Annotated in this window: 21 protein-coding genes; 11 read left to right on the top strand and 10 right to left on the bottom strand. The window is 68.7% G+C overall.

The genetic code is table 11. From position 1 onward, the window contains the following. Positions 1–44: 44 nt before the first annotated feature. The 6 genes from CAL12_RS00625 to CAL12_RS00600 all read right to left on the bottom strand — a co-directional run bounded on the left by CAL12_RS00625 (position 45) and on the right by CAL12_RS00600 (position 5,666). Positions 45–866: a phosphodiesterase gene (locus CAL12_RS00625; RefSeq protein WP_086062709.1), complete on the bottom strand. Its 822-nt coding sequence runs from the start codon at positions 864–866 to the stop codon at positions 45–47. A 69-nt stretch (positions 867–935) separates the two neighbouring features. Continuing rightward, entirely contained in the window at positions 936–1,952 is a 1,017-nt protein-coding gene (locus tag CAL12_RS00620) for an ABC transporter ATP-binding protein (RefSeq protein ID WP_086062708.1), read from the bottom strand. Beyond that, positions 1,949–2,803, bottom strand: coding sequence for an ABC transporter permease (locus tag CAL12_RS00615; protein WP_198298447.1), 855 nt, complete (start codon positions 2,801–2,803; stop codon positions 1,949–1,951). Before CAL12_RS00615 ends, CAL12_RS00620 begins: the two co-directional genes overlap by 4 nt. Then, on the bottom strand, positions 2,803–3,618 hold the full coding sequence (locus CAL12_RS00610; RefSeq protein WP_086062706.1) for an ABC transporter permease: 816 nt from the start codon (positions 3,616–3,618) through the stop codon (positions 2,803–2,805). The genes CAL12_RS00615 and CAL12_RS00610 overlap by 1 nt, the downstream gene beginning before the upstream one ends. A 1-nt stretch (position 3,619) precedes the next feature. Then, entirely contained in the window at positions 3,620–4,585 is a 966-nt protein-coding gene (locus tag CAL12_RS00605) for an ABC transporter substrate-binding protein (RefSeq protein WP_420042777.1), read from the bottom strand. A gap of 49 nt (positions 4,586–4,634) precedes the next feature. Further along, positions 4,635–5,666, bottom strand: coding sequence for a LacI family DNA-binding transcriptional regulator (locus CAL12_RS00600; protein ID WP_086062704.1), 1,032 nt, complete (start codon positions 5,664–5,666; stop codon positions 4,635–4,637). 310 nt (positions 5,667–5,976) lie between these two features. Here CAL12_RS00600 and CAL12_RS00595 point away from each other — a divergent pair, with 310 nt between their 5' ends. Then, positions 5,977–7,260 (top strand): amidase, encoded by a 1,284-nt coding sequence (locus CAL12_RS00595; RefSeq protein ID WP_086062703.1) that lies wholly within the window; start codon positions 5,977–5,979, stop codon positions 7,258–7,260. A gap of 6 nt (positions 7,261–7,266) precedes the next feature. Here CAL12_RS00595 and CAL12_RS00590 read toward each other — a convergent pair whose 3' ends face one another. Together CAL12_RS00590 and CAL12_RS00585 are read right to left on the bottom strand one after the other, a co-directional pair. After that, positions 7,267–7,584 (bottom strand): hypothetical protein, encoded by a 318-nt coding sequence (locus CAL12_RS00590; protein WP_086062702.1) that lies wholly within the window; start codon positions 7,582–7,584, stop codon positions 7,267–7,269. 92 nt (positions 7,585–7,676) lie between these two features. Next, positions 7,677–8,027: a DUF1840 domain-containing protein gene (locus tag CAL12_RS00585; RefSeq protein WP_086062701.1), complete on the bottom strand. Its 351-nt coding sequence runs from the start codon at positions 8,025–8,027 to the stop codon at positions 7,677–7,679. Between the two features lie 105 nt (positions 8,028–8,132). Between CAL12_RS00585 and CAL12_RS00580 the strand changes: the two genes are divergently transcribed. The 5 genes from CAL12_RS00580 (at position 8,133) to CAL12_RS00560 (ending at position 16,267) form a co-directional block, all read left to right on the top strand. Continuing rightward, positions 8,133–12,182 (top strand): DUF6531 domain-containing protein, encoded by a 4,050-nt coding sequence (locus CAL12_RS00580; RefSeq protein ID WP_086062700.1) that lies wholly within the window; start codon positions 8,133–8,135, stop codon positions 12,180–12,182. 155 nt (positions 12,183–12,337) lie between these two features. Then, positions 12,338–14,023, top strand: coding sequence for an arginine--tRNA ligase (gene argS, locus CAL12_RS00575; RefSeq protein ID WP_086062699.1), 1,686 nt, complete (start codon positions 12,338–12,340; stop codon positions 14,021–14,023). Positions 14,024–14,029: 6 nt separating this feature from the next. Beyond that, entirely contained in the window at positions 14,030–14,779 is a 750-nt protein-coding gene (locus CAL12_RS00570) for an SPOR domain-containing protein (protein ID WP_086062698.1), read from the top strand. 129 nt (positions 14,780–14,908) lie between these two features. Continuing rightward, positions 14,909–15,553, top strand: coding sequence for a thiol:disulfide interchange protein DsbA/DsbL (locus CAL12_RS00565; RefSeq protein WP_086062697.1), 645 nt, complete (start codon positions 14,909–14,911; stop codon positions 15,551–15,553). An 87-nt stretch (positions 15,554–15,640) separates the two neighbouring features. After that, on the top strand, positions 15,641–16,267 hold the full coding sequence (locus CAL12_RS00560; RefSeq protein WP_086062696.1) for a LysE family translocator: 627 nt from the start codon (positions 15,641–15,643) through the stop codon (positions 16,265–16,267). Positions 16,268–16,274: 7 nt separating this feature from the next. Here the strand turns inward: CAL12_RS00560 and metC are convergent, their stop codons facing one another. Both metC and CAL12_RS00550 read right to left on the bottom strand, forming a co-directional pair. Next, a complete protein-coding gene (gene metC / locus CAL12_RS00555) occupies positions 16,275–17,480 on the bottom strand; it encodes a cystathionine beta-lyase (RefSeq protein ID WP_086062695.1) in 1,206 nt (401 codons plus the stop codon). 28 nt (positions 17,481–17,508) lie between these two features. After that, entirely contained in the window at positions 17,509–18,618 is a 1,110-nt protein-coding gene (locus CAL12_RS00550; protein WP_086067595.1) for an MBL fold metallo-hydrolase, read from the bottom strand. Positions 18,619–18,688: 70 nt separating this feature from the next. On the opposite strand from CAL12_RS00550, the gene CAL12_RS00545 reads away from it, so the two are divergent. The 5 genes from CAL12_RS00545 (at position 18,689) to CAL12_RS00525 (ending at position 25,557) form a co-directional block, all read left to right on the top strand. Further along, a complete protein-coding gene (locus CAL12_RS00545; protein ID WP_086062694.1) occupies positions 18,689–19,072 on the top strand; it encodes a MerR family transcriptional regulator in 384 nt (127 codons plus the stop codon). Between the two features lie 264 nt (positions 19,073–19,336). Further along, on the top strand, positions 19,337–20,515 hold the full coding sequence (locus CAL12_RS00540) for an isovaleryl-CoA dehydrogenase (RefSeq protein ID WP_086062693.1): 1,179 nt from the start codon (positions 19,337–19,339) through the stop codon (positions 20,513–20,515). A gap of 153 nt (positions 20,516–20,668) precedes the next feature. Continuing rightward, the gene (locus CAL12_RS00535) at positions 20,669–21,850 is read left to right on the top strand and encodes an acetyl-CoA C-acyltransferase (protein ID WP_086062692.1); all 1,182 of its coding nucleotides are present in this window, start codon (positions 20,669–20,671) and stop codon (positions 21,848–21,850) included. Positions 21,851–21,863: 13 nt separating this feature from the next. Next, positions 21,864–23,471 carry a carboxyl transferase domain-containing protein gene (locus CAL12_RS00530; RefSeq protein ID WP_086062691.1) on the top strand — a complete coding sequence of 536 codons (1,608 nt, stop codon included), beginning with the start codon at positions 21,864–21,866 and terminating at the stop codon, positions 23,469–23,471. A 22-nt stretch (positions 23,472–23,493) separates the two neighbouring features. After that, positions 23,494–25,557, top strand: a complete 2,064-nt coding sequence (locus tag CAL12_RS00525) for an acetyl/propionyl/methylcrotonyl-CoA carboxylase subunit alpha (protein ID WP_086062690.1) — start codon at positions 23,494–23,496, stop codon at positions 25,555–25,557. Positions 25,558–25,577: the final 20 nt, after the last annotated feature.

Below are 25,577 nucleotides of genomic sequence, written 5' to 3'. Positions count from 1 at the left end.
CAGTGCGAACATGACGGGACGGTTGCAGCCGCCGTCCCCGCGCATCATTCGTCGATCAGGCCGCCGTCTTCATGGAAGGGGTAGGGTCCGGCGTAGTCGCCGATGTACGCCAGGTGGCTGACCAATCCACCCTCGCGCCATTCGTGCAGCATGAAGGCGGGCGGCTCCATGACGAAGGCCGACGGCGCATCCGGCCGCAGGTCCAGGGCGACCTGGTGGGCGGGGCTGGGGCAGGTCGATGCGATGGTGCCGGCGAAACGGCGGTAGATGCTGCGATGCAGGTGGCCGCACAGGATGCGTTCGATGTTGCCGTGCCGGCCGACGATGCGCGCCAGTTCGTCCGCGCCCTGCAGCAAGCCGATGGCGTCCATGTGCCCGATGCCGGTGGCGAAGGGCGGGTGATGCATGGCCACGACCGTGGGACGCGCGGGCTGTTCGGCCAGGCGTCCCGCCAGCCAGGACAGCCGGCGAGCGCACAGCGCGCCATGGCTCTGGCCGGGTACCACCGTGTCCAGCACGATGATGCGCACGGGATAGTCGTCGACCACATATTGCGCGTAACCATCGCAGCCGCGCAGCGAGGGCTGCTCGACAAAGACTTCGGCCAGCACGTCGCGGTCGTCGTGGTTGCCCGGCAGCAGCAGATAGGGCATTTCCAGCGCATCCAGCATGTGCTTCAGATGGGCGTATTCGGCCGGCCGGCCGAAATCGGTCAGGTCACCGGAAATGACGACGATGTCGGGCCGCGGGCGCTGCGCGTTGACGGCGGCGACGGCGGGCGGCAGATAGGCATCGGTCGCCACCACGCGGTAGGCCTTCTGGCCGGGCAGGCGGATGTGTAGATCGCTGAGCTGGGCAATGAGCATGTCGGTACGGCGCAAGTCCTGGGTAGCGTGGGGATGGAAAAGGTCAGGCCGGCGGATCAAGCCGGCGGATCAAGCCGGCATGGGGCGCGGCAGCCGCACGGCGACGCGATCGCCGATCGCATGCGTGCTGTCGGCGGGTGCCGAGACGGGAAAAGTCTGGCCGTCGTCCAGGCGGATCTCCAGGCGCACGGCCGCGCCCAGGAAGAAGCGCGCGACGACGGTGCCGGCCAGGGCGCCGAGCAGAGCGCCAGCCGGCGAACCGCCTGGCACGGCATGCAGTTCGGCTTCGTGCGGGCGGAAGGCGACATCCGCGTTGCCGGGCACCAGCAGGCCGTCGTCCAGGCCGGCCTGGACGCGGCACAGCGTGCCCAGGAAACCGCCGACGAAAGCGGTCGCGGGCGCGCGGTACAGCGCTTCGGCGGTGCCGGTCTGTTCCAGGCGGCCAGCCGACATCACGGCGATGCGGTCGCCCAGCATCATGGCTTCTTCCTGGTCGTGCGTGACGATGACGGTGGTGATCGCCAGTTCGCGCAGCAGCTGGGCCAGTTCGACGCGCAACTGTTCGCGCAGCTTGGCGTCCAGCGCGGTCAAGGGCTCGTCAAGCAGGAGCACGCGCGGCTGGATGGCCAGCGCGCGCGCCAGCGCGACACGCTGCCGCTGGCCGCCGGACAACTGGCCGATGCGGCGTCCGGCGTATTCACCCAGGCGCACCAGGTCCAGCATCTGCCGCACGCGGGCATCGCGCGCCGCCGTCTTCATGCCGCGCACGCGCAATCCGTAGCCGACGTTATCGGCCACCGTCATGTTGGGAAACAGCGCATAGTTCTGGAAAACCACGCCGACGCCGCGCGCCTGCGGCGGCTGCGCGGTGACGTCTTCAGTGTCGAAGCGGATGCTGCCGCCGGCATCGGGCGACTCCAGCCCGCACATCATGCGCAGCAGGGTGGTCTTGCCGCAGCCGGACGGCCCGAGCAGCGCCAGCGTGGTGCCGCCAGCCACTTCCAGATCGACGGGATGCAGGGCGCGGGTGCCGTCGGGCCAGGTCTTGGCGCATTGCCGCAGGGTGATGGCGACAGGCGCGCTCATGACGCTTCCTTGGTCGTGCTTGCGGCAAACAAGCGTGGCGCGTGGCGGCGCGCGGCCGCGCCGTCGGCGGACGCCGCGCGCCCGGCGAACCATTGCAGGCCCAGCAGCAAAGGCATGATCATCAGCAGGAATACCAGGGTATAGGCGGAGCCCACTTCCAGACGCATGGACGCATAGCTGTCGGCCAGGCCGACGGGCAAGGTCTTGGTCAGCGGCGTGTGCAGCAGCCAGGTCAGGTTGAATTCGCCCACCGACAGCGTGAGCACGGTCAGCGCGCCCGTCAGGATGCCGGGCATGGCGTTCGGGACGACGATGTGGAAGAATCGCTGCGCACGCGTGGCGCCCAGCGTGGCGGCGGCCTCGTCCAGCACGGCCAGGCCGGCCAGCGTCATGCTGGCGCGCGCGGCGCGCACCATGAAAGGCAGCGTGAACAGTACGTGGCCGATGACGATGAAGGCGACGCTGCCGCGCAGCCCGCCATAGGTGCCCCAGGAGACGATCAGCGCCAACGCGGTCGCCAGGCCCGGCACCGCCACGGGCAGCGTCAGCAGGGCTTCGAAAGCACCCGCGAGGCGGCCACGATGCGCGCTCAGGGCCCAGGCGGCGGGCACGCCGACGACCAGGCAGACCGCCAACGTCGTCACGGCCACCGCCAGCGAACGCCACACGGTGTCGGCATACAGCTCCCAGACCTGGGCCACCCAGCGCAGCGTCAGGCCGCTGGACAGTCCGACGAAGCCATTGCGGGTCAGGCCGGCCAGGACCGACATGACGACAGGGCCGATCAGGAACGCGGCGACGACCAGGGTCGTGCCCAGTCCCAGGCGGGATTCGAGCTTGGACGGCCGCATCATGCCCCCGCGCCGGCGCGTTCGCCGGACAGACTATGCGCCACGTACAGGATCGCCCACGTCACGCCGCCCAGCACGATGGACAGGGCGGCGGCGACAGGGATGTTGGCGTAGTTGGTGAACTCGTTGTAGATGGTGACGGGCAGCACATCGATCTGCGTACCCAGCGTAAAGACCGTGCCGAAGGCCCCCATGCTGGTGGCGAAGCACATCGCGCCGGCGGCCGCCAGCGCGGGCCGCAAGGCGGGCAGCTCCACGTCCATGAATCGGCGCCACGCCCCGGCGCCCAGCGTGCCCGCCGCCTCGAGCATCGCCTGGTCGACCTGCGACGCGGCCGCCGTCACCATGCCGATGGTGCGCGGCAGGGAGAAATACAGGTATCCCAGGAACAAGCCCGCCATGCCATAGGCAAACACCAGCGGCTCGCCGGTGAGCCAGCGCGACACGGTGCTGGCCACGCCCTGCCGGCCCGCCAGCAGGATGATCAGGAAGCCCACCACCACACCCGGAAAGGCCAGCGGAAAGGTCAGCATGCCCATCAGCAGGCCGCGGCCCGCGAAGCGCGGATGCGCCGCCAGGAAGCGACCCACCGGCAGGGCCACCACCAGCGTGGCCAGCGAAGCCGCCAGCGACAGCGCGGCGGTGTTGAACAGGCTGCGCCAATACTGCGCATGCGTGATGACGGTCCAGTAGGCGCTGGCGCCGTCACGCCCGCTGAACCCGGTGGCCGCCAGGCGCGCCATCGGCAGCAGCCAGAATGCCAGGAACAAGGCCGCGGCCGGCGCGGCGAACATCATCCAGCCGCGGCGTGCCATGTCAGTTCACTTCCTTGGCATAGCGTTCGGAGAACGCCCGCTGCACCGCGGCCATCTTGCCGTAGTCCACGGTGCCGGCGCGCGCGTATTCCGATGCGGGCAGGAATTTCTTCTGCGCTTCGGGCGACACCGCGCTGGCGCGGACCGGACGCAGATAGGCATAGGCCCAGATGGCCTGGCCCTGGTCGGACAGCGTGAAGTCCAGCACCTTGCGGCCATTGTCGGCGTGCGGGGCATTGGAGACCAGGCTCATCACATAGGGCACGGCGATGGTGCCTTCCTTGGGGATGACGAACTGCACGTTGGCGCCGTCCTTGTATTTGGCGCGATAGGCGTTGAAGTCGTAGTCCACCAGGATGGGAATCTCGCCCGACAGCACCCGCGCGTAAGCGGTCTGCTTGGGCACGATGGGTTCGTTCGCGCGCATCTTCCTGAACCAGTCCAGGGCCGGCCCGAAGTTGTCCAGGTTGCCGCCCAGGGCCTGGTTGACCGCGACCGCGCCGACGTAGCCGACGAAGGCCGACGCCGGATCCAGGTAACCGACCATGCCCCGGTACTCCGGCTTGAGCAGGTCCTGCCAGGATTGCGGCACCGGCTTGCCGTGCAGGGCATCCACATTGACCATGAAGCCCAACGTGCCCGAATGGATGGCGAACCATTTGCCGTCTGGGTCCTTCATGCCGGCGGGAATATCGTCCCAATGCGCGGGCTTGTAGGCCTGCACGAGCTTGTCCTGCACGGCCTGGATGCCGAAGGTCACGCCAAGGTACACCACGTCGGCCACCGGATTGGCACGTTCGGCGGCCAGGGACGCCAGCGCCTGGCCGGAGTTCTTGTTGTCGCCGGGGACCTGGATGCCTGTCTTGTCCTTGATGGCCTTGAGCTGCGTGCCCCAGTCCGCCCATTCGGGCGGGCAGTTGTAGCAGACGGCGTTCTGCGCATGCGCGGCGGCAGCCATCAGCCCCATGGCCAGGACGGCGGCGCGCAAGGCCTTGTTCAACAGTTGCGGCATGACTCTATTCCTTGATCTGAGGACGGGAAGAAGCGGCCGCCACGGTGCGGCCGGTAATCAAGCGGTGCGGCAGGCGCAGCGACGCGGCGGATTCGCCGCGCAGGCGCGCCAGCAGTTGCGCGCAGGCGTGCGCGCCGATATCGCGGCTGGGTTGTTCGACGGTGGTCAGCGGCGGCACCATCAGCGCCGCGAAGTGCATGCCGTCGAAACCGCATACCGAAAGGTCTTCCGGCACCCGCAGCCCCAGGCCACGCAGTTCGGCGATGACCGAGGCAGCCAGAAGGTCGTTGGAACAGAACAGCGCGGTGGGCGCGGGACGCGCCTGCAAGGCCTCCAGCAACAGGTCCGCATCGGCGGCCGTATGCAGGGGCATGCAAAGATGTACGGGCTGCGGCAGCCTCAGCTCGCGGGCGCACGCCCGCGCGCCCTGCAGACGCCGCCGCGCGCGGTCGGACGCGGAAAGCGGTCCGGTCACCAGCGCGATGCGGCGGTGCCCCGTGTCCGCCAGCCAGCGCACCATATCGCGCGCAGCCGCCATGTTGTCGACCGATACGCAGGGGTGGGACGGCGATTCGTTGTACGCCAGGACATAGGGCAGCCCGTCTTCCGCCAGCTCGCGCAGGATGCCGCTGCGCGCGGCGTTGGTGACGGTCAGCAGCACGCCTTCCACCTGGTGGTCCAGCAGGCTGCGCACGGCGGCCGCTTCGCGTGCCGCGTCATAGCCCGTGGTGGTGACCATGATGCTGTAGCCGTTGTCGTGCGCCCAGGCCTCGGCGCCTTCGAAGCATTCCGCGAAGACCGGATTGCACAGCGTCGGCAAGGCCATGCCTATGGTGCGCGTGCTGCCCGAACGCAGGCTGCTGCCCACGCGGTTGGGACGGAAGCCGAACTGCCGCGCCACCGCTTCGATGCGCCGCAGGGTATCCGGCCGCAGGAGCTCCGGGCGGTTGAAGGCGCGCGAAACCGTCGCGGGTGACACACCGGCGTCACGCGCGATATCCAGAATCGAGGGCCGGTGCAGGGGTTTGCTGGCCACGGGCGGCTATCTCTGCTTGTTGAAATCGTTTTCACTTTAGGCGCCGCGCATGACAGCCATATTGCAGCGCAGCGTTGCATGCGCGGCCGATGCCGCCCTCGCGGCGACTGTTCAGCTTCCCGCAAGCCCCCCCCGTCGCGACCGCGCTTTCCGGCGCGCCGCCACGGGAATACACGAATGGTCTGGCCCCATGGGGCTGGCACAATGGCTGCTGGCGGAGGACAGCTGCCGCTCGGCGTGGCGCTGTGGCGAGGATGCGCAGCCGCGCCATTGCAAGGACGGCATGCGCCGAGGAAGTTATTGAATGGCTATGGTTTTGAATCGATTGACGGCGCTGGATGCCGTCCGTATGTTGCAGCGGCGCGAATTGTCCGCGGTACAACTGTTGCGCGCCTGTTTCGCGCGCATCGAACAACGCGACGACAGCGTGCATGCATGGGCTGCGCTGGACAAGGATGCGGCCCTGGCGCATGCACAGGCGCTGGATAACGGCCCCATCACGGGTCCGCTGCACGGCCTGCCGTTCGGCGTCAAGGACGTCTTCGACACGCAGGAATTTCCCACCACCTATGGATCGGCGATCTACAAGGATCACCGGCCCGAAGCCGATGCGGCCGCGGTCACGCTTTGCCGCCAGGCGGGCGCCCTGGTGGCGGGTAAAACGGTCAGCACCGAATTCGCCACCTTCCAGGCGCCGCTGACGCGCAACCCGCACAACACCGCCTATACGCCGGGCGGCTCATCCAGCGGGTCGGCGGCCGCGGTGGCCGACTTCATGATTCCTTTCGCGCTGGGCACCCAGACGGCGGCATCCATCGTGCGGCCGGCCGCCTATTGCGGCGTGGTGGGATTCAAGCCGAGCTTCGGCAGCATTCCGCGCGACGGCGTGAAGAGCCTGGCGCCTTCGCTGGATACCGTGGGCTGTTTGACGCGCACGGTGGGCGATGCGGCGCTGGTGGCCTCCGTGCTCATGAGCAAGCCGGAATTGCGCCGGCTGGACTACGACGGCCCCCCGCGCATCGGCATCTACCGCACGCCGCAATGGCGCCACACGCTGCCCGAGACCCGCGACGCCATGGCGCAAGCCACGGAAACGCTGGCGCGCGCCCGCGCCGTGGTGCAGGAAGTGGATCTGCCGCCGGAATGCTGCGCACTGGTGCAGCTGCAATCCGACATCATGACGTACGAGGCCTCGCGCTCGCTGGCCCTGGAACGCGAACGCCATGCCAGCCAGATCAGCCCCGGCCTGCTGGCCTTGCTGCAGGGCGGCGATACGATAGACGAGGCACGCCACCAGGCCAACCTGCAGCGTTCGCGGGATCTCTATGGCCGTGTAAGCGGGTGGTTCGACCGATTCGACGTGCTGCTCACGCCCAGCGCGCCGGGCGAAGCGCCCTTTGCCGACCAGGGCACGGGCGATCCCTTGTTCGGCCGGGTCTGGACCATGTTCGGCCTGCCCTGCGTGCACCTGCCTTTCGCCACGGGGCCACACGGGCTGCCCGTGGGCTTGCAGGCGGTCGGTCGCAAGGGCGACGATCACCGCCTGCTGAGCATCGCCAAGTGGATGCACGACAAGCTGCGGCCGCAGGGCTGAGGCGGGTCAATAACCCACGGCCTGCCCGGGCAGATCGACGGTGATGCGCGATCGGCCCAGCGCCAGCGCCGCATGGCGCGCGAATTCCTGGGCGCGCGTGGTATCCACGGCCAGCAGGTCGTAGCCCAGCGCGTCGGCCACGCCCAGTATCTTGTCCAGCAGCAGCACCTTGCCGCTGGGCCGCAAGGGTTCGCAGCCCAGGGCTTCCCAATTATGGTCGAACCATTCACGCGCGCGCGCCGCGGCGTCGGGCGTGGGCTCCACCTGGGCGACCAGATGGACGGCTCGGCGGGCATCGTAGAGGATCGAAACGTCTGCGCGCATGGGGGCTCCTTGTGTCGTGCCACTTGTGTCGTGCCACTTGTGTCGTGCCACCGGTGCCGTGCCACTGGTGCCGTGCCGCGGGGCGCCGTGGCTTACCAGGACGAGGCCGATTCCCAGGTGACGTTCACGCCCTTGTCCAGCGCTTTCTTCAGCAGGTCCAGCAAGGGATAGGCACGTTGTTGCAGGCCCACGGGCCGCGACATCGGATGCGCGGCGGGCGCGTCTGGATCGCTGTCCTTGTCCTGGTCTTCCGGATTCTTCGGCGCCAGCGCCACCGCCTTTTCGATGCCGGCGATCGCCTGTTGCAGCTGGTCGGGCGTGAACACGCCGCGCTCCGGGAACCCATCGGGCAGGGACTTTCCCGCTGCCTTCAGCAGCGGTGCGGCGTGATCCGAAAGCATTAGCACTTCCGAGCCGGCTTTCGAGCGGAACGAGATGAGCATGATGTGATTCCAGGGTCTTACACGAGAGACGAATCCATACACTACCCCAACGCGGGAAGACTGCCAATCGCATGCTTGGGCCTGCCGAAACAGCAGGAGGCCGGCATGGGTAGAAGCAGGACCGTGGCGATCGCCACGTTGATGATCACATCGATGGCGGTGTCCGCCTCGGCCACGGACGCCGCCGAAGGTGTTTGCTCCGCATCGCGCCTGGGCCAGCCGTGCCCGGCGGGCGGCGTGGCCACGCAGGGCAGCGCGGCGCCGGCGTTGAACCTGGGCGCGGGCAATCCCATCCATCTGGTGTCCGGCAACAAATACCAGCGTGAAGTGGACCTTCCCGGCGCGAGCGCCAGCATCGGCCTGGAGATCGTGCGGCACTACAACGCGATGGACCCGCGCGGCGGCCCGCTGGGACGCGGGTGGACCTTGTCCTACGACACGCGCCTGCATGCGCGCGATGGCGGCACGCGGGTGCAGATCGCGCAGGCCGACGGCAGCCGCGTCGATTTCGATTGCGCCACGGCGTGTCGGCCGCTTGCGCCAGGAACAGGGCGCCTGGAGCGCGCCGGCGGCGCGCGGGACGCGGCCATGGCCGTGGCTGCGTCCGCGTCCGTGCGAACGCCAACGCCCATGCCCACGCAGACGCCGATGCCAATGCCGCTGCCAACGCCAGCGTCCTGGCATTGGCGCTGGCACTGGGCGAACGGACGCGTGCTGGACTTCGATGGCCGCGGACGGCTCACGCGCATCGGCGATCGCGGCGGCGATCATGTTCGCATCGTACGCGCCGAAGGCGAGGACGCCTACATCACGGAGGTCGTCGATCAGCATGGCGAGGCATTGCGCTTCGTCTACGAAACGGGCGGCGCGGGCGCCCGCCTGGCCCGCATCGACAGCCGCTATGGCGCCTACGTCTACACCCACGATGTGCCACCCGAACGCCGTGCTGACCGCCGTGCCTACCGCCGTGCCTACCGCCTTGTCGCGGTCGACCATCCCGCCGGCTGGCGCAGGGAATATGCGCACGAACCCGGCTTGCACGGCGGCGATCCCTATCTGCTGACCGGTATTTCATGGCGCACGGCGCCGGACAGGCCACCGTTGCGCACGCACAGCTGGGCCTATGACGCGCAGGGCCGCGCGGTGCTGTCGACGCACGGCACGCCGGAGTCGGCCCGCGACCGCGTGGAAATCAGCTATGTGGCCGCGCCGTCAGCCAGCGGAGCTATCGGCCTGACCCGCGTACACGGACCGTCCGGCGCGACGGACTTCCACACCGCCATCCGTGGCGGGCGGCCGGTGCTCCTTCGCGTGGAAGGCGCGGGATGTCCCGGATGCGCGGCGCCCGGCCTGCATGCGGAATACGACGCGCATGGGAATGCGACCCGGGTCAATGAGCTGCGTTTCATACGCGCCGCGGATGGCCGCCTGCTGCACCTGCGCGCGTCGCGTTCGGGTTGGGCGGGCCTGTCGCTGACCTTCGATGCGGCGCATCCGGGCGCGCCCCTGGCCGCCTGGTCTTCCGACGCCACGGGCCAGGAAACACGCCGGCACGACAGCCACGGCCGCGTGACGGAACGCCGCTACGCGAACGGCGACATCTGGCGCTACGCGTATGACGACGACGGCCGCCCCGTCGAAGTCATCATGCATTCGGCGGCGGGCGCCCTGCGCACGGTCGTTGCCTGGCATGGCGCGACGCCCACCAGCATCGTCCATCCTCACGAACGCGAGACGCGGCGCCACGACGGCCAGGGGAGGCTGACCGCGCGCATCGTGCATCGCCCCGCGCTGCAGGCGGGCGATATCGCCTATGCGTATCGCGAAGGCTATCGGCGCGATGACGCGGGCCGCGTCGTCCGGCACGATCTCCCGGAAGGCGGGTATCTGACTTACGCATACGACGCCAGCGGACGCGTCAGCCGCGTCGCCTGGCACGATGGCGACCGCAAACAAGAGCTGCTGCGTGCGCTGCCGGCGGGAGGGTACCGGCATGGCAATGGCCTGCGCACGCGCGGCGTCGCGCGGGACGGCGCGCTCGAGGCGCTGGTGGTGGACGATCCCTCGGCGCCCGATCGGCCGCCCGTATTGCTGCAACGCCTGCGCTACGACGCGGCGGGACGCATCGTGGACGAGACGCTGCGGGTGGCCGGCTGGCAGGGCGCCTACGGCTATGGACGCGATGCGCAGGGCCAGTTGCTGGCCGCCACGGCGACGCTGCGCAAGGATGGCGAGGCCGAAGCGCATCACGCGTGGCGGATCGCCTGGCGCCGGACGGGCGATGCGTACGCGGTGGGGGACGACGCCGGCACGCAGGTGCATCATCCACGGCGCGATGCCAGCGGCCTGCCGACCGCGCACGGCGATCTGCGCCTGCGCTATGGTCCGGACAGAAGGCTGGCCAGCGTGACACGCGGCCAAGGCGGAGCCGGTGCTGGTGCTGGTGCTGGTGCCGATGCCGGGGCCGGGGCCGTTGCGGGCGTCCGTGGACGGGAGCTGGCGCGCTATACGCACAACGCCTATGGCGAACGCATACGCCGCCGTGCCGACGGGCGTACGGAGGAATACCTGTACGCATCGAACCGGCTGGCGGCGATCGCGCAGCCGCTGCCGGCGGGCGGTGTCGGCGTCACGCGGCGTTTCGTGTACGCGGGCTGGGTGCCGATCGCCATGATCGTCTATCCACAGCCGCGTCCATTGAGCAGCACGGTCCGCGCCGGCGCCGGCGTCAACGCACGTGGCCGCGCGACCGCCGCGCCGGTCTTCCATGCCATCCACGCGGACGCCATCGGCCTGCCGCACGCCGTCACCGATGCGTCGCGCCGGCTGCGTTGGCGCGCCTTGTGGTCGCCCACCGGCGCCGTGCTGGCGACCGACGGCGACCTTGCCATGCCGCTGCGCCAGCCGGGCCATCTCCACGATCCGGCGACAGGCCTGCATGACAACTATCTGCGCACCTACGATCCACGCATGGGGCATTATCTGGAACCGGATCCCGCGGGCCCGCGGCCCGACACCCAGGCCTATGGTTACGCAGACCAACAGCCGCGCCGGCACATCGACCCGTTCGGCCTGCTCCTGTTCGCGTTCGACGGCACCAACCGCGATATCCCCGCGCGCACCAACGTCGGGCTGATGAGAAACTGGTACCGGGACGGTCCCATCTTCTATCACCATGGGCCCGGCTTCACGTCACCGCGGTGGGTGGATGCCGCCACCGCGGGATCGGCGCCCGCCATCCTGGAAACGCAATGGGCTGCATTGCTGCGGCACGTCGCATGGAACGGGCAGGCGGGCGTGGCGATCGACCTGCTGGGTTATTCGCGCGGGGCGGCCCTGGCCCTGCATTTCAGCAACATGATCGCCGATCATTATCGGAACGGAAGGTTCTGGGTGCGCGACCCTGTGCAGGGCACGGTGACCGCCTGCGCGGATCTGCGCTTCATCGGCCTGTTCGACACGGTGGCGCAGTTCGGTTTCCTGGGATCGGGGGATGCGGACTACAACTTCGCGGCTTCCGCCGAATGGCGGTGGATCGCGCATGCGATCGCGCTGCATGAGCATCGCGCCGTTTTTCCGCTGATCGTCCAGGCCGAGCGGGCCGGCACCGAGGGCACCGGTCGCACCAATGACACCAATGGCGCCAATGATGCCAACAGCGCCGATGGTACCGATCGCACCAACGGCACCAACGGCCGCATGCGGGTCACCGCGCCCTTCATCGGCGCCCATGGCGACATCGGCGGGGGCTACCTGCCGCGCGGCGCCGATGCGGATACCGCGCGTCCCGGCGGCGATCTGTCCGACGTCGCGCTGGCCTGGATGCTCAAGCAGGCGGAATCGGCGGGCGCGGCGTTCCTGCCGCCACCCGCGGCGTTTCAACGGGTCGACAATCCCCTGCTGCATGACGAACGCGGCCGACGCGCCCGTGCCAACAACGACGACCGCGCCGTCGGCAATGCCGACGGCCATCGCGTGGTGCCGTATCAGGGGCTGCATCCCCAGTACGGCGACGCCGCGCGCGCCGAAGTGGAAGCCGTCATCCGCCGCGTGGACGGCTGGGCGCACGGCGGCAACCCCGTGGTCGGCACCGTGGACATGGCGGCGTACCGCGCATGGCTGCGCCGCACGCTGGACCTGGACATCGCGCACTGAAGGCACGGATGGCCCCAGCGCCGCCGCGTCCGGACCACCCCCGCGCCCCGGCGCGGCACCCGGCGCGCGGCGCGGCGCGGGCTTAAATCACGGTATCATCCCGTAATTCGCGGCCTTGCGTCCGCCGCCTGTTTTCCCGTCTTTTCCGAGTCCCCATGCTCCCTGAGCAACAGCACCTTCTCGTTTCCCTGCTGCAAGACGCCGTCGGCACCCTGCTGCCCGAGGCGCGCCCCACCATCCTGCTGGAACGCCCCAAGGTCGCGGCCCACGGCGACGTGGCCACCAACGTGGCCATGCAAGTGGCCAAGGCCGCCAAACGCAATCCGCGCGAACTGGCGCAAGCGATTGTCGACGCGCTGTCCGCCGACCCGCGTGCACGCGACATCGTCGACGCCGCGGAGATCGCCGGCCCCGGTTTCATCAACATCCGCATCACCGCCGCCGCGCGGCAGGCCGTGCTGGCCGCCATCGCGCAACAGGGCGACGCCTTCGGCCGCGCCGCGCGCCACGGCGAAAAGGTGCTGGTGGAATTCGTTTCGGCCAATCCCACCGGACCGCTGCACGTCGGCCATGCGCGCCAGGCCGCGCTGGGCGACGCCATCTGCCGCCTGTACGACGCCGCCGGCCACGACGTCATGCGCGAGTTCTACTACAACGACGCCGGCAACCAGATCCACAACCTGGCCATCAGCGTGCAGGCCCGCGCCAAGGGCATCGGCCCCGACGCCGAAGGCTGGCCGGAAGACGGCTACAAGGGCGAATACATCGTCGATATCGCCAGGGACTTCATGGCGGGCGCCGCCGTCCGCGCGGCCGACGGCGAGGAAACCATCGCCAGCGGCAACGTCGACGACCTCGACGCCATCCGCCGCTTTGCCGTGGCCTATCTGCGCCGCGAGCAGGACCGCGACCTGCAGGCCTTCGACCTGACCTTCGACAATTTCTTCCTGGAAAGCTCGCTGTATACCAGCGGCCGCGTCGAACAGACGGTGAGCAGGCTGGTCGCCAGCGGCCACACCTACGAACAGGACGGCGCGCTGTGGCTGCGCACCACGGAACTGGGCACGGGCGACGACAAGGACCGCGTCATGCGCAAGCGTGAAGGCGGCTACACCTATTTCGTGCCGGACGTGGCCTATCACGTCAACAAATGGGAACGCGGCTACCACCGCGCGGTGAACATCCAGGGCAGCGATCACCACGGCACGGTGGCGCGCGTGCGGGCCGGCCTGCAGGCGCTGGACCTGGGCATACCCAAGGACTATCCCGCCTACGTGCTGCACAAGATGGTCAAGGTGATGCGCGGCGGCGAGGAGGTCAAGATCTCCAAGCGCGCCGGCAGCTACGTCACCATGCGCGACCTGATCGATTGGGTCGGCCGCGACGCCGTGCGCTACTTCCTGATCCAGCGCCGCGCCGATACCGAGTTCGTCTTCGACGTCGACCTGGCGCTGTCGCAAAGCGACGAAAACCCCGTCTATTACATCCAGTACGCGCATGCGCGTATCTGCTCGATGGTCGGGCAGTCGGGCGAAGGCGAGCAGGACATCGCCGACGCCGGCATCGAACGATTGACGGCGCCGACCGAATTCGCCCTGATGCAGCGACTGGCCGAATTCCCCAACGTCATCCAGCTCGCCGCTCAGGAACTGGCGCCCCATCACGTCGCCTTCTGGCTGCGCGACTGCGCCGCCGATTTCCACGCCTGGTACAACGCCGAACGCGTGCTGGTCGACGACATCGCCCTGAAGCGCGCCCGCCTGCGCCTGGCGTCGGCCACCCGCCAGGTGCTGGCCAACGGGCTCGCACTGCTGGGCGTCAACGCGCCCCAGCGCATGTAGGTGCACATGGCCGCCGCACGCAAACCCCGCAAGACCGGCAAGCCCGCCAAGCGATCGTCCGAACGCGGCAGCACGCTGTATGGCGTACTGACCGGCCTGCTGATCGGCCTGATCGTGGCCGCCGCCGTCGCCTTCTACGTGACCCGCGCACCGGTCCCCTTCGTCGATCGCGCCTCGCGCAACGCCGACCAGAGTCCCTTGCCCGACGTACGCAACGCGCCGGATCCCAACGCCGGCCTGTATGGCCGCGATGGCGCCGCCGGCACCGCGCCCACCGGCCCGACGGCCGCGCAGCCGCCGTCGACGGCCGCCACGCCGTCCGCGCCCGAATCGGGGGCGGGTCCGCAGGGCGCGGATGACCTGGGCGCGCTGATCGCCACGCTGCCGTCGACGCCCGAGCCGGCGGCGCGCGCGACCGAAAAATCCGCCGACAAGCCGGCGGAAAAAACGGCGGACAAGGCCGCGGCCAAGCCGCCCGCGGTGGCCAGCGCCAGCCCGGCCGCGCGCGACACGGCCAAGGATGCCGGCGGGAAATATTTCCTGCAGGCCGGCGCCTACCGCGGCGCCGACGACGCCGAGGCGCTCAAGGCGCGCATCCTGCTGCTGGGCCTGCCCGTCGCCGTGCAGCGCGCCGAAGTCAACGGCAAGCCGATCAACCGCGTACGGGTCGGACCCTTCGCCAGGCTGGACGACATGAACCGCGCCCGCACCCGGCTGGGAGAAAACAAAATCGAAGTGGCGGTGGTCCGCCAATAAGGCGCGGCGGAACTCGTTTCCCGCGCGCCTGTCTCTACTGTCCAGACCTGCCGCCGCACGCGCCTGCCCCGCAGGCGCCGTCGCGCCGGCAGCACACTCTCCAGACCTCAACCCGGGATTCACACCGACATGACCAAATTGCTTAGCCGCCTGCTGGCGGTTTCCGCCCTCGCCGCCACGGCCTTGTTCGCGCCCGCCAGCCATGCCCAGGCGCCGCAGGCCGGCGCCCAGCCCTACCAGGTGGTGAATCCGCCGATCCCCAGCGACCACAACGGCAAGATCGAGGTCATGGAGTTCTTCGCCTACACCTGCCCGCACTGCGCCGCCATGGAACCCATGGTGGAAAGCTGGGCCAAGACCGCACCGGCGGATGTGGTGCTGGTCCAGGTGCCGGTGGCCTTCAACGCGGCCATGAAGCCCTTGCAGCAGCTGTACTACACCTTGCAGGCCCTGAATCGCCCGGACCTGCACACCAAGGTGTTCGTCGCCATCCACCAGGAACACAAGCAGCTGTTCACCAAGTCGGCCATGGCCGATTGGGTCGCCGCGCAGGGCGTCGACCGCAAGAAGTTCGAGGAGGTCTTCGATTCCTTCTCCGTCAACACCCAGACCGAGCGCGCCACGCAGCTGTCCAAGCAGGCGAACATCGACGGCACGCCTTCCTATCTGGTCGGCGGCAAGTTCCTGACCTCGCCGGTCATGGCGGGCAACAGCTACCAGGGCGCGCTGGATGAAGTGAACAAGCTGATCCCGATGGCGCGCGACGGCAAGTAAGTCGATGGCGCACGCCGTCGACGCGGACGCGGCGGCGTGCCCATAGGCCACGCCGCAGGCGGCGCAGCGAATCAAATCGGATCGGCAATGCCGGACCTCCATACCCTGAGCAGCTTCTTCGGCATCGCGGTGCTGTTGGCGCTCGCGCCCGGCCCCGACAATCTGTTCGTGCTGATGCAGTCCGCGCGCTCGGGCCGTTCGGCGGGACTGATGGTGGTGCTGGGCCTGTGCACCGGACTGCTGGGCCACACGGCCGCCGTGGCGGCCGGCCTGGCGGCGGTGTTCGCAGCCTCGCCGCTGGCCTTCACCGCGTTGAAGTGGGCCGGCGCGATCTACCTGGCCTATCTGGCGTGGCAGGCGTTCCGCGCGCCGGCGACGACGGCCGCGGGCGCCGAGCCGCCCCGGCTGCGTCCGGGCGCGCTGTATGCGCGCGGCATCGTCATGAACCTGACCAACCCCAAGGTCTTGCTGTTCTTCCTGGCTTTCCTGCCGCAGTTCACCACGCCGGCCGCCGGGCCTGTCGGGCTGCAAGTGGTGGTGCTGGGCGCGGTCTTCATGCTGGCCACCCTGCTGGTCTTCGGCGCGATCGCGGTATTTTCCGGGGCGGCGGGGGCGATGCTGCAGCGTTCGCCACGCGCCCGCCGCATGCTGGATATCTGCGCGGGCGTGGTCTTCGCCGGCCTGGCCCTGCGGCTGGCGACGTCGGTGCGCTGACCGTTCCCTACGATGCCGCCGAGGCCGACGCGCGATCCAGCGCCTGGGCCAGGTCATCGATCAGGTCCGCCGGCGATTCCAGGCCGATATGCAGGCGCACCAGGGCGGGAGCATCGCCTTGCCAGTACCGGTGCCCGGCCAGATAGTCAGGCGACACCAGCTGCACCAGGCTTTCGAAGCCGCCCCACGAATAGCCGATGCTGAACAGCTTCAGGCTGTCGACGAAGACGCGCGCCTGCGCCGGCGCCAGGCGCAGCGCCGCGGCCATCATCCCGTTGGATCCGGTGCAGTCGCGCTGCCACAAGCCATGCCCGGGGTCGGACGGCAGCGCCGGATGATAGAGCCGGGCAATCTCCGGCCGCGTCGACAAAAAATCGCATACCTGCAGCGCATTGCGCGCATGCTGCGCCAGGCGCAAGGGCAGCGTGCGCACCCCGCGCAAGGCCAGCCAGGCGTCGTCGGCGCTGATCGAATAGCCCATGGCGTACTGGGTCTTGTTGATACGCTGGGCCAGCGCTTCGTCATTGGTGACCACCGCGCCCAGCATCAGGTCGGAATGGCCGCCGACGTACTTGGTGCCGGCGACCACCGACACCTGCGCGCCCAGCGCCAGCGGCTGGTAGATATAGCCCGAGCCCCAGGTATTGTCGGTGGCGAGCACCAGGCCATGCCGTCGCGCCTTTTCCGCCAGCGCCGGGATATCGAGCATTTCGAACAACAGCGATCCAGGCGACTCCACGTACAGCAGGCGCGTGTTCGGCCGCACCAGGGCATCGATGTCGTCGTAATTGGGCGCGAAATACGTGAGCGTGATGCCCATCCGGTTCAGCACCGCCTGGTCCAGGGAATGCACCGGGCCGTAGACGTTGTCGGCGACCAGCGCATGATCGCCGGCGGACAGCAGCGACATGAACGCCAGGGTGATGGCCGACAGGCCGGACGGCGCCAGGTAGCAGTGCGTGCCTAGCTCCAGGTGCTTGAACACGTCTTCCAGCGCCACGTGGGTATCCAGGCCCATGCGGCCGTAGGCCACCACGCGTTCGCCGGCCGCCTTGCGGCGTTCCGCTTCTTCCAGGGCGGCCAGGCTCTGGAACCGCACGGTGCTGGTGCGCACCGGCGGCAGCCCTACCGGCGCGGCGCCGGTGGCGGGATCGAATCCGGCGATGCCGGTGTGCTGCAGCAGGGTGTCGAGGTGCTTGGAATCGGAAGCCATGAGACGGATGAAACGGTTGCCAGTCCGCCTATGATGCCATCTTCACCGGCGAGGCCTGGGCGGCGCCCAGGGCGACCGTGAAGCGCACGATGCCGTCGTCGCCCGTCCGCCGCGTCAGGCTGCCGTCGAAATACAGCGCGTGCAGATGCGCCAGCGATTCGCCCATCGCGAAGGTCATCTGATGCAGGTCGAGCTTGCGCCTGAACAGCACGGGCACGATATCGAAAGCGCTGCGGGGTTCGGCACAGGCGGCCACGACCTCGGCGAGACGATCGGCGTGGTGGGCATGCTGCTGGGCGATGCGCTCGTGCAGGCCCTTGAAAGGGCGCCCATGGGAAGGCAATACCAGCGCATCGGCGGGCAGGCCGGCGTAGCCGTCCAGCGACCGCAGGTACAGGGGCAAGGGGTTGGATTCGGGCTCGTAGTTGAAGACGCTGATATTGGTCGAAATCCGCGGCAGCACCATATCGCCGGAAATCAGCACGTTCAGGGCGGCGCAATAGAGCGAGGCGTGTTCGGGGGCATGGCCGTAGCCGACGATGACGCGCCATTCATGGCCGCCGATGCGTATCAGGTCGCCGTCCATGATGCGCGTGAAGCGGGCCGGCATGCCGGGCACCAGGTTGGGGTAGTAGCCGGCGCGCTCGCGTATCTGCTGCTGGGCGTCCGGATCGACCAGGCCGTGGCGGGCGAAGTGGGCGACGGCGTCATCGCCGCCCGCCCCCGCGCCGCCGCTGGTGCCGGTGCCGCCCCGCGAGAACAGGCAGGCGACGGCATAGTCCGTATTCGTCATCCACAGCGGCGCGTTCCAGCGCCGGCAGATCCAGTCGGCCAGGCCGACGTGGTCCGGATGCATATGGGTCACCAGCACCCGCAGCACCGGCAGGCCATCCAACTGGTGCTCGAATATGCTTTCCCACAGGGTTTTCACTTCATCCCGGCTGATGCCGGTATCCACCACGGTCCAGCCCTGGCGGCCGTCGATTTCATCGCGCAGCAGCCACAGGTTGATGTGGTCCAGGGCAAAGGGCAGCGGCATGCGCACCCAGCGGACACCCGGGGCCAGCTCGCGGGCAATGCCGGCTTCGGGCTGGCTGTCGCCCCAGGGATACTCCAGCTTGTGCTCATTCGGGTTCATAACGGCTACTCCCAGCTTGACGGTGGCGTTCAGGCCATCATAATTGACGTTTACGTAAGCTGCCAACGCCATGCCACCCGCCTCCTGGACCATCTCCGAACTCGCCCGCGAGTTCGACATCACGCCGCGCACGATCCGGTTCTACGAGGACCAGGGCATCGTCAGCCCGTCGCGGGAGGGCCGCAACCGCGTCTACGACGCGCGCGACCGCACCCGGCTCAAGCTGGCCCTGCGCGGCAAGCGGCTGGGCCTGCAGCTGTCGGAAATCCGTACGCTGATCGACATGTATGACGGTCCGGGCGATACCGAGGCGCAGCAGCTGCGCCAGTACCTGGCCGTGCTGACCCGCCACCGGGACGCGCTGGAGCGGCAGCGGCAGGACATCGAGGAAACCCTGGGCGAGATCGCGGCGCAGGAAGCCGAATGCCGCCGCCTGCTGGACGGCGGGCGCTGAGGCCTCTCGGCCTGTAATCCTTGGCCCGTAACCCTAGGCCCGTACCCCCATAACCCGTAAACCCATCGCCCCGCGACCCTGAAAGGACCGCCGCCAGAACACCGTAGCCACGACCCGTAGAAATGCCGTATTGATCTAACGTTTACGTAAACGTAATATAAGCGCCGCAGCATTGCATCCGGCCGGGCGGCTGGCGCAAGATGGCCCACGGCCACGGCGCGCCTTCCAGCCGAAGCGTGCGACGCACCCTCTGAGGAGACATGCATGGAAATTCCCGGCCTGAGTTTCGATCTGGGCGAAGACCTGGACCTGCTGCGCGACAGCGTGCGCCGTTTCGCCCAGGCGGAGATCGCTCCCCGGGCGGCGGAAATCGACCGCAGCGACCAGTTCCCCATGGATTTGTGGAAAAAGCTCGGCGACCTGGGCGTCCTGGGCATGACCGCCAGCGTAGCCTACGGCGGCGCCGATATGGGTTACCTGGCGCACATGGTGGCCATGGAGGAAATCTCCCGCGCCAGCGCCTCGGTGGGCCTGTCCTACGGCGCCCACTCCAATCTGTGCGTCAACCAGATCAACCGCAACGGCACCGAGGCGCAAAAGCAGCGCTACCTGCCCAAGCTGATCTCCGGCGAGCACGTGGGCGCGCTGGCGATGAGCGAGCCCGGCGCGGGCTCGGACGTCGTCAGCATGACCCTGCGCGCGGACAGGAAAGGCGACCGCTACGTATTGAACGGCAGCAAGATGTGGATCACCAACGGTCCCGACGCGGACACGCTGGTCGTCTACGCCAAGACCGATCCGGAAGCCAGGCAGCGCGGCATCACCGCCTTCCTGGTGGAAAAGGGCTTTGCCGGCTTTTCCGTCGCGCAGAAGCTGGACAAGCTGGGCATGCGCGGCAGCCATACGGGCGAGCTCGTGTTCCAGGACTGCGAAGTCCCCGCGGAAAACGTCCTTGGCGAGATCAACGGCGGCGTCAAGGTGTTGATGAGCGGGCTGGACTACGAACGCGCCGTCCTGGCCGGAGGCCCGCTGGGCATCATGCAGGCCGTGATGGACGTGGTGGTGCCCTATATCCACGACCGCAAGCAGTTCGGCCAGGCCATCGGCGAATTCCAGCTGATCCAGGGCAAGGTGGCCGATATGTATGCCGGCCTGCAGGCCAGCCGGGCCTTCTGCTACACGGTCGGCCGCAACCTGGACCGCCTGGGCGCGGGCCACGTGCGGCAGATCCGCAAGGATTGCGCGGCGCTCATCCTGTACACCGCTGAAAAGGCCACCTGGATGGCCGGCGAAGGCGTGCAGATCCTGGGCGGGAACGGCTACATCAACGAATTTCCCACCGGCCGCCTGTGGCGCGACGCCAAGCTGTACGAGATCGGCGCCGGCACCAGCGAAATCCGCCGTATGCTGATCGGACGCGAACTCTTCAACGAAACCGCGTAAGGCCACGCCGGCACGCCGTGCCGGACAGATCCCGCACGATTCCGCCAGAACCGAACCTGAGAACCTACACCCGAACGAACCCGCGCCACTGCCGCCAAGGCCAGGGCGCATCCATGACGGCGGCCAGGCCGCCCCGCTGAACAGGAGTCCATCATGTCCGATCCCATCGTCATCGTTTCCGTCGCGCGCACCCCCATGGGCGGCATGCTGGGCAGCTTGTCCGGCCTGGCCGCGCACGAGCTGGGTTCCGTCGCCATCAAGGCCGCCGTCGAGCGCGCCGGACTCAAGCCCGAGCAGGTGGACGAAGTCCTGATGGGCAACGTGCTGCAGGCCGGCCAGGGCCAGGCGCCGGCCCGCCAGGCCGCGCTGGGCGCGGGCCTGCCGCAAGGCGTGGCCTGCACCACCGTGCACAAGGTCTGCGGGTCCGGCCTGAAGGCGGCCATGCTGGGCCACGACCTGCTGGCGGCCGGTTCGGCGCAAGTCGTGGTGGCCGGCGGCCAGGAAAGCATGAGCAATGCGCCCTATCTGCTGATGAAGGGCCGCCAGGGCTATCGCTACGGCCATTCCACCGTCTATGACCATATGGCCCTGGACGGCCTCGAAGACGCCTACCAGCGCGGCACCGCCATGGGCGTGTTCGCCGAGGACTGCGCCAAGCGCTTCGAGTTCACGCGCGAAGAACAGGATGCGTTTTCCACGGAATCGCTGCGGCGCGCCCGCACGGCCACGGAAGACGGCAGCTTCAAATGGGAAATCACGCCGGTGACGGTGGCCGGGCGCAAGGGCGATACCGTCATCGACACCGACGAAGCCCCGACCAAGGCCATGCCGGAAAAAATCCCTACCCTGAAGCCCGCCTTCAAGAAGGACGGCACGGTGACCGCCGCGACCTCCGCGTCGATTTCCGACGGCGCCGCCGCCATGGTGCTGATGCGCCAGTCCACCGCCGACAAGCTCGGCGTGAAGCCGCTGGCGCGCATCGTCGGCCATGCCCAGCATTCCCAGGAACCGCAATGGTTCACCACGGCGCCCATCGGCGCGCTGAAGAACCTGTTCCAGAAGACCGGCTGGCGCGCGGAAGACGTCGACCTCTATGAAGTGAACGAGGCGTTCGCGGTGGTCACGATGGGCGTGATGAAAGAATTCAATATCCCGCACAGCAAGGTGAACGTGCACGGCGGCGCCACCGCGCTGGGCCATCCCATCGGCGCCTCCGGCGCGCGGCTGATGGCCACGCTGGTCGGCGCGCTGCGCAAGAACGAGCGCAAGCGCGGCGTCGCCACGCTGTGCATCGGCGGCGGCGAAGCCGTGGCCATGGCCATCGAGATGCTGTAAGGCGCGCGCGGCGATGGCCATCATCGAATCGCGCATCAACCCGCGCGGGCAGGACTTTCAGGACAACGCCCGCGTGATGACAGGCTTGCTGGAAGATCTGCGCGCGCAGATGGCGGCCGCCGCGCAGGGCGGCGGCGAAGCCGCCCGCGCCAAGCACGTCTCTCGCGGCAAGCTGCTGCCGCGCCAGCGAGTCGAACACCTGCTGGACCCGGGCTCGCCGTTCCTGGAGCTGTCGCCGCTGGCCGCGCATGGCATGTACGACGGCGAAGCGCCGGCGGCCGGCCTGATCACCGGGATCGGCCGCGTGTCCGGCACGGAATGCGTCATCGTGTGCAATGACGCGACCGTGAAGGGCGGCACCTATTACCCGATGACCGTCAAGAAGCACCTGCGCGCGCAGGAGATCGCCGCGCAGAACCGCTTGCCCTGCATCTACCTGGTGGACTCGGGCGGCGCCAACCTGCCGCGCCAGGAAGACGTCTTTCCCGATCGCGACCATTTCGGCCGCATCTTCTACAACCAGGCCGTCATGTCGGCCGACGGCATCGCGCAGATCGCGGTGGTGATGGGATCGTGCACGGCGGGCGGCGCCTACGTGCCCGCCATGAGCGACGAGTCCATCATCGTGCGCGACCAGGGGACCATCTTCCTGGGCGGCCCGCCGCTGGTGAAGGCCGCCACCGGCGAAGAAGTCAGCGCGGAAGACCTGGGCGGCGGCGACGTGCATACGCGGCTGTCCGGCGTGGCCGACCACCTGGCGGCGGACGATCATCACGCGCTGCGGCTGGCGCGCGACGCGGTGGCCCGGCTGAACCTCAACAAGCCGCGGCCGCTGGCGCTGCAGCCGGTGCGCGAGCCGCGCTACGACCCGCAGGAATTGAACGGCATCATCCCGGCGGATACGCGCAAGCCCTACGACGTGCGCGAGGTCATCGCGCGCATCGTCGACGATTCCGCCTTCGACGAATTCAAGGCGCGCTTCGGACAGACGCTGGTCACGGGCTTCGCGCACGTGTACGGCATGCCGGTGGGCATCGTCGCCAACAACGGCATCCTGTTTTCCGAGTCGGCGCAGAAGGGCGCGCACTTCATCGAACTATGCGCGCAACGGCGTATTCCGCTGGTGTTCCTGCAGAACATCACCGGCTTCATGGTCGGCCGCAAGTACGAGAACGAAGGCATCGCGCGCCATGGCGCGAAGATGGTCACCGCCGTCGCAACCGCCGCGGTGCCCAAGTTCACCGTGCTGATCGGCGGGTCGTTCGGCGCCGGCAATTACGGCATGTGCGGACGCGCGTATTCGCCGCGCCTGCTGTTCATGTGGCCCAACGCGCGCATCTCCGTCATGGGCGGCGAACAGGCCGCCAGCGTGCTGGCGACGGTGCGGCGCGATGGCGTCCAGGCCAAGGGCGGCACGTGGTCGGCCGAACAGGAAGAAGCCTTCAAGGCGCCCATCCGCGAGCAGTACGAACGCGAAGGCCATCCCTACCATGCCACGGCGCGGCTCTGGGACGACGGCATCATCGCGCCCGCGGATACGCGGCGCGTGCTGGCGCTGGGCCTGTCGGCCGCCTTGAATGCGCCCATACCGGAAACCCGCTTCGGCGTGTTCCGCATGTAGTTGTCTGTGATCGGGAGCCCGCGTGTTTTCAACTCTGCTTATCGCCAATCGCGGTGAAATCGCCTGCCGGGTCGCCGCGACCGCGCGCCGCCTGGGCATACGGACGGTAGCCGTATATTCCGACGCCGATGCGGGAGCCGCCCACGTGGCCGCTTGCGACACGGCCGTGCGCCTGGGGCCCGCCGAGCCGGCGGCCAGCTATCTGCGCGGCGACCTTATCCTGGCGGCCGCGCAGGCGACGGGCGCGCAGGCCATCCATCCTGGCTATGGTTTCCTGTCGGAAAACGCCGGCTTCGCGCAAAGCGTCGCGACGGCGGGGCTGGTGTTCGTGGGTCCGCCCGCCGAAGCCATCGCCGCCATGGGCAGCAAGTCGGCCGCCAAGCAACTCATGGAAAAAGCCGGCGTGCCGCTGGTGCCGGGCTACCACGGCGACAACCAGGATGCCGATTTCCTGCGGCGCCAGGCCGACGCCATCGGCTACCCGGTGCTGATCAAGGCCAGCGCGGGCGGCGGCGGCAAGGGCATGCGCATCGTGCGCGACGGCGCGGATTTCGCCGACGCGCTGGCTTCGTGCCGGCGCGAGGCCGCCTCCAGCTTCGGCGACGACCGGGTGCTGATCGAACGCTATCTGCAGAAGCCGCGCCACATCGAAATCCAGGTGTTCGCGGACACACAGGGCAACTGCATCTATCTGTTCGAACGCGACTGCTCGGTGCAACGGCGCCATCAGAAGGTGATCGAGGAAGCCCCCGCGCCCGGCATGACGGAAGAGCGCCGCCAGGCCATGGGCGAAGCCGCGGTGGCCGCCGCGCGCGCGGTGGGTTACGTGGGCGCCGGTACCGTCGAATTCATTGCCGAGCCGGATGGCCGCTTCTACTTCATGGAGATGAATACGCGGCTGCAGGTCGAGCATCCGGTGACGGAAATGATCACGGGCGTGGACCTGGTCGAGTGGCAGTTGCGCGTGGCCGCCGGCGAACCCTTGCCGGCCAGACAGCAGGATCTGCGGTTGCGCGGCCACGCCATCGAAGCGCGGATCTACGCGGAAAATCCGGATACCGGCTTCCTGCCCTCGATCGGCACGCTGCGGTACCTGGCCTTGCCGCCGCATAGCGCTTTCACGCGCGGTGCGGTGCGGGTGGACGGCGGCGTGCGCACCGGCGATGCGATCACGCCTTACTACGATCCCATGATCGCCAAGCTGATCGTGCACGGCGAAGACCGCGACGTCGCGCGGGTGCGCATGGCGCAGGCGCTGGAACAGGTGCGCGTGGTGGGCGTGCACACCAACACGGCGTTTCTCGGCCGCCTGATGCGGGACGACGCCTTCGCGGCGGCGGACCTGGACACCGGGCTGATCGAGCGCCGGCACGAAACGCTGCTGCCTGCCGCTCACCCCGCGTCACGCGAGATGCTGGCGCTGGCGACGGCGGCGCTGCTAGCGCGCGAGGGCGTGTCGGCATCCGCATGCGCGACGGCATCGATGTCGGGTGCCGCGGGCCGCGCGGCGGATCCCTGGGACGTCCGCGATGGTTGGCGCGTGGATGCCCGCTACGAACGTACCGTGCAGTGGCTGGACCAGCCCGCCGGCACCGCCGACGGGCCGCGCAAGGTCCTGCTCAAGCGCGAACCCGAGCGCGGACATGGCGCCTGGACCATCGATATCGATGGCGAAGCAAGCTTGCATATCGAATCGACGCCGGGCGACGACCTTGGCCAGGCCTGGGAGCTGCGCGTCGTCATGGGCGAGCGCGAAGTCCGGGGCACGGCGGTGTGGTCGGGCGATGGCGTGCACGTCTTCCACGACGGCGAGGCGCGCCAGCTGCTGCTGGACGATCCGCTGGCACGCGCGGGGCAGGACCACGGCGAACACGGCGGCGACATGAGCGCGCCCATGCCGGGCAAGATCATTTCCATCGGCGTCAGCGCCGGCGATACCGTCAGCAAGGGCCAGCCCTTGCTGGTCATGGAAGCCATGAAGATGGAACACACCATCGCCGCGGCCGCGGATGGCGAAGTGGCGGAACTGTTCTACGCGGTCGGCGACCAGGTGCCCGAAGGCGCGGTGCTCATATCACTCAAGTGAAGCACCGCGCCCGAAGGGCG

The organism is Bordetella genomosp. 8 (assembly GCF_002119685.1).
Taxonomy (GTDB): Bacteria; Pseudomonadota; Gammaproteobacteria; order Burkholderiales; family Burkholderiaceae_B; genus Bordetella_C.
The sequence above is the reverse complement of the archived record's forward strand: the minus strand, read 5'-3'. Positions and strand labels throughout refer to the sequence as shown.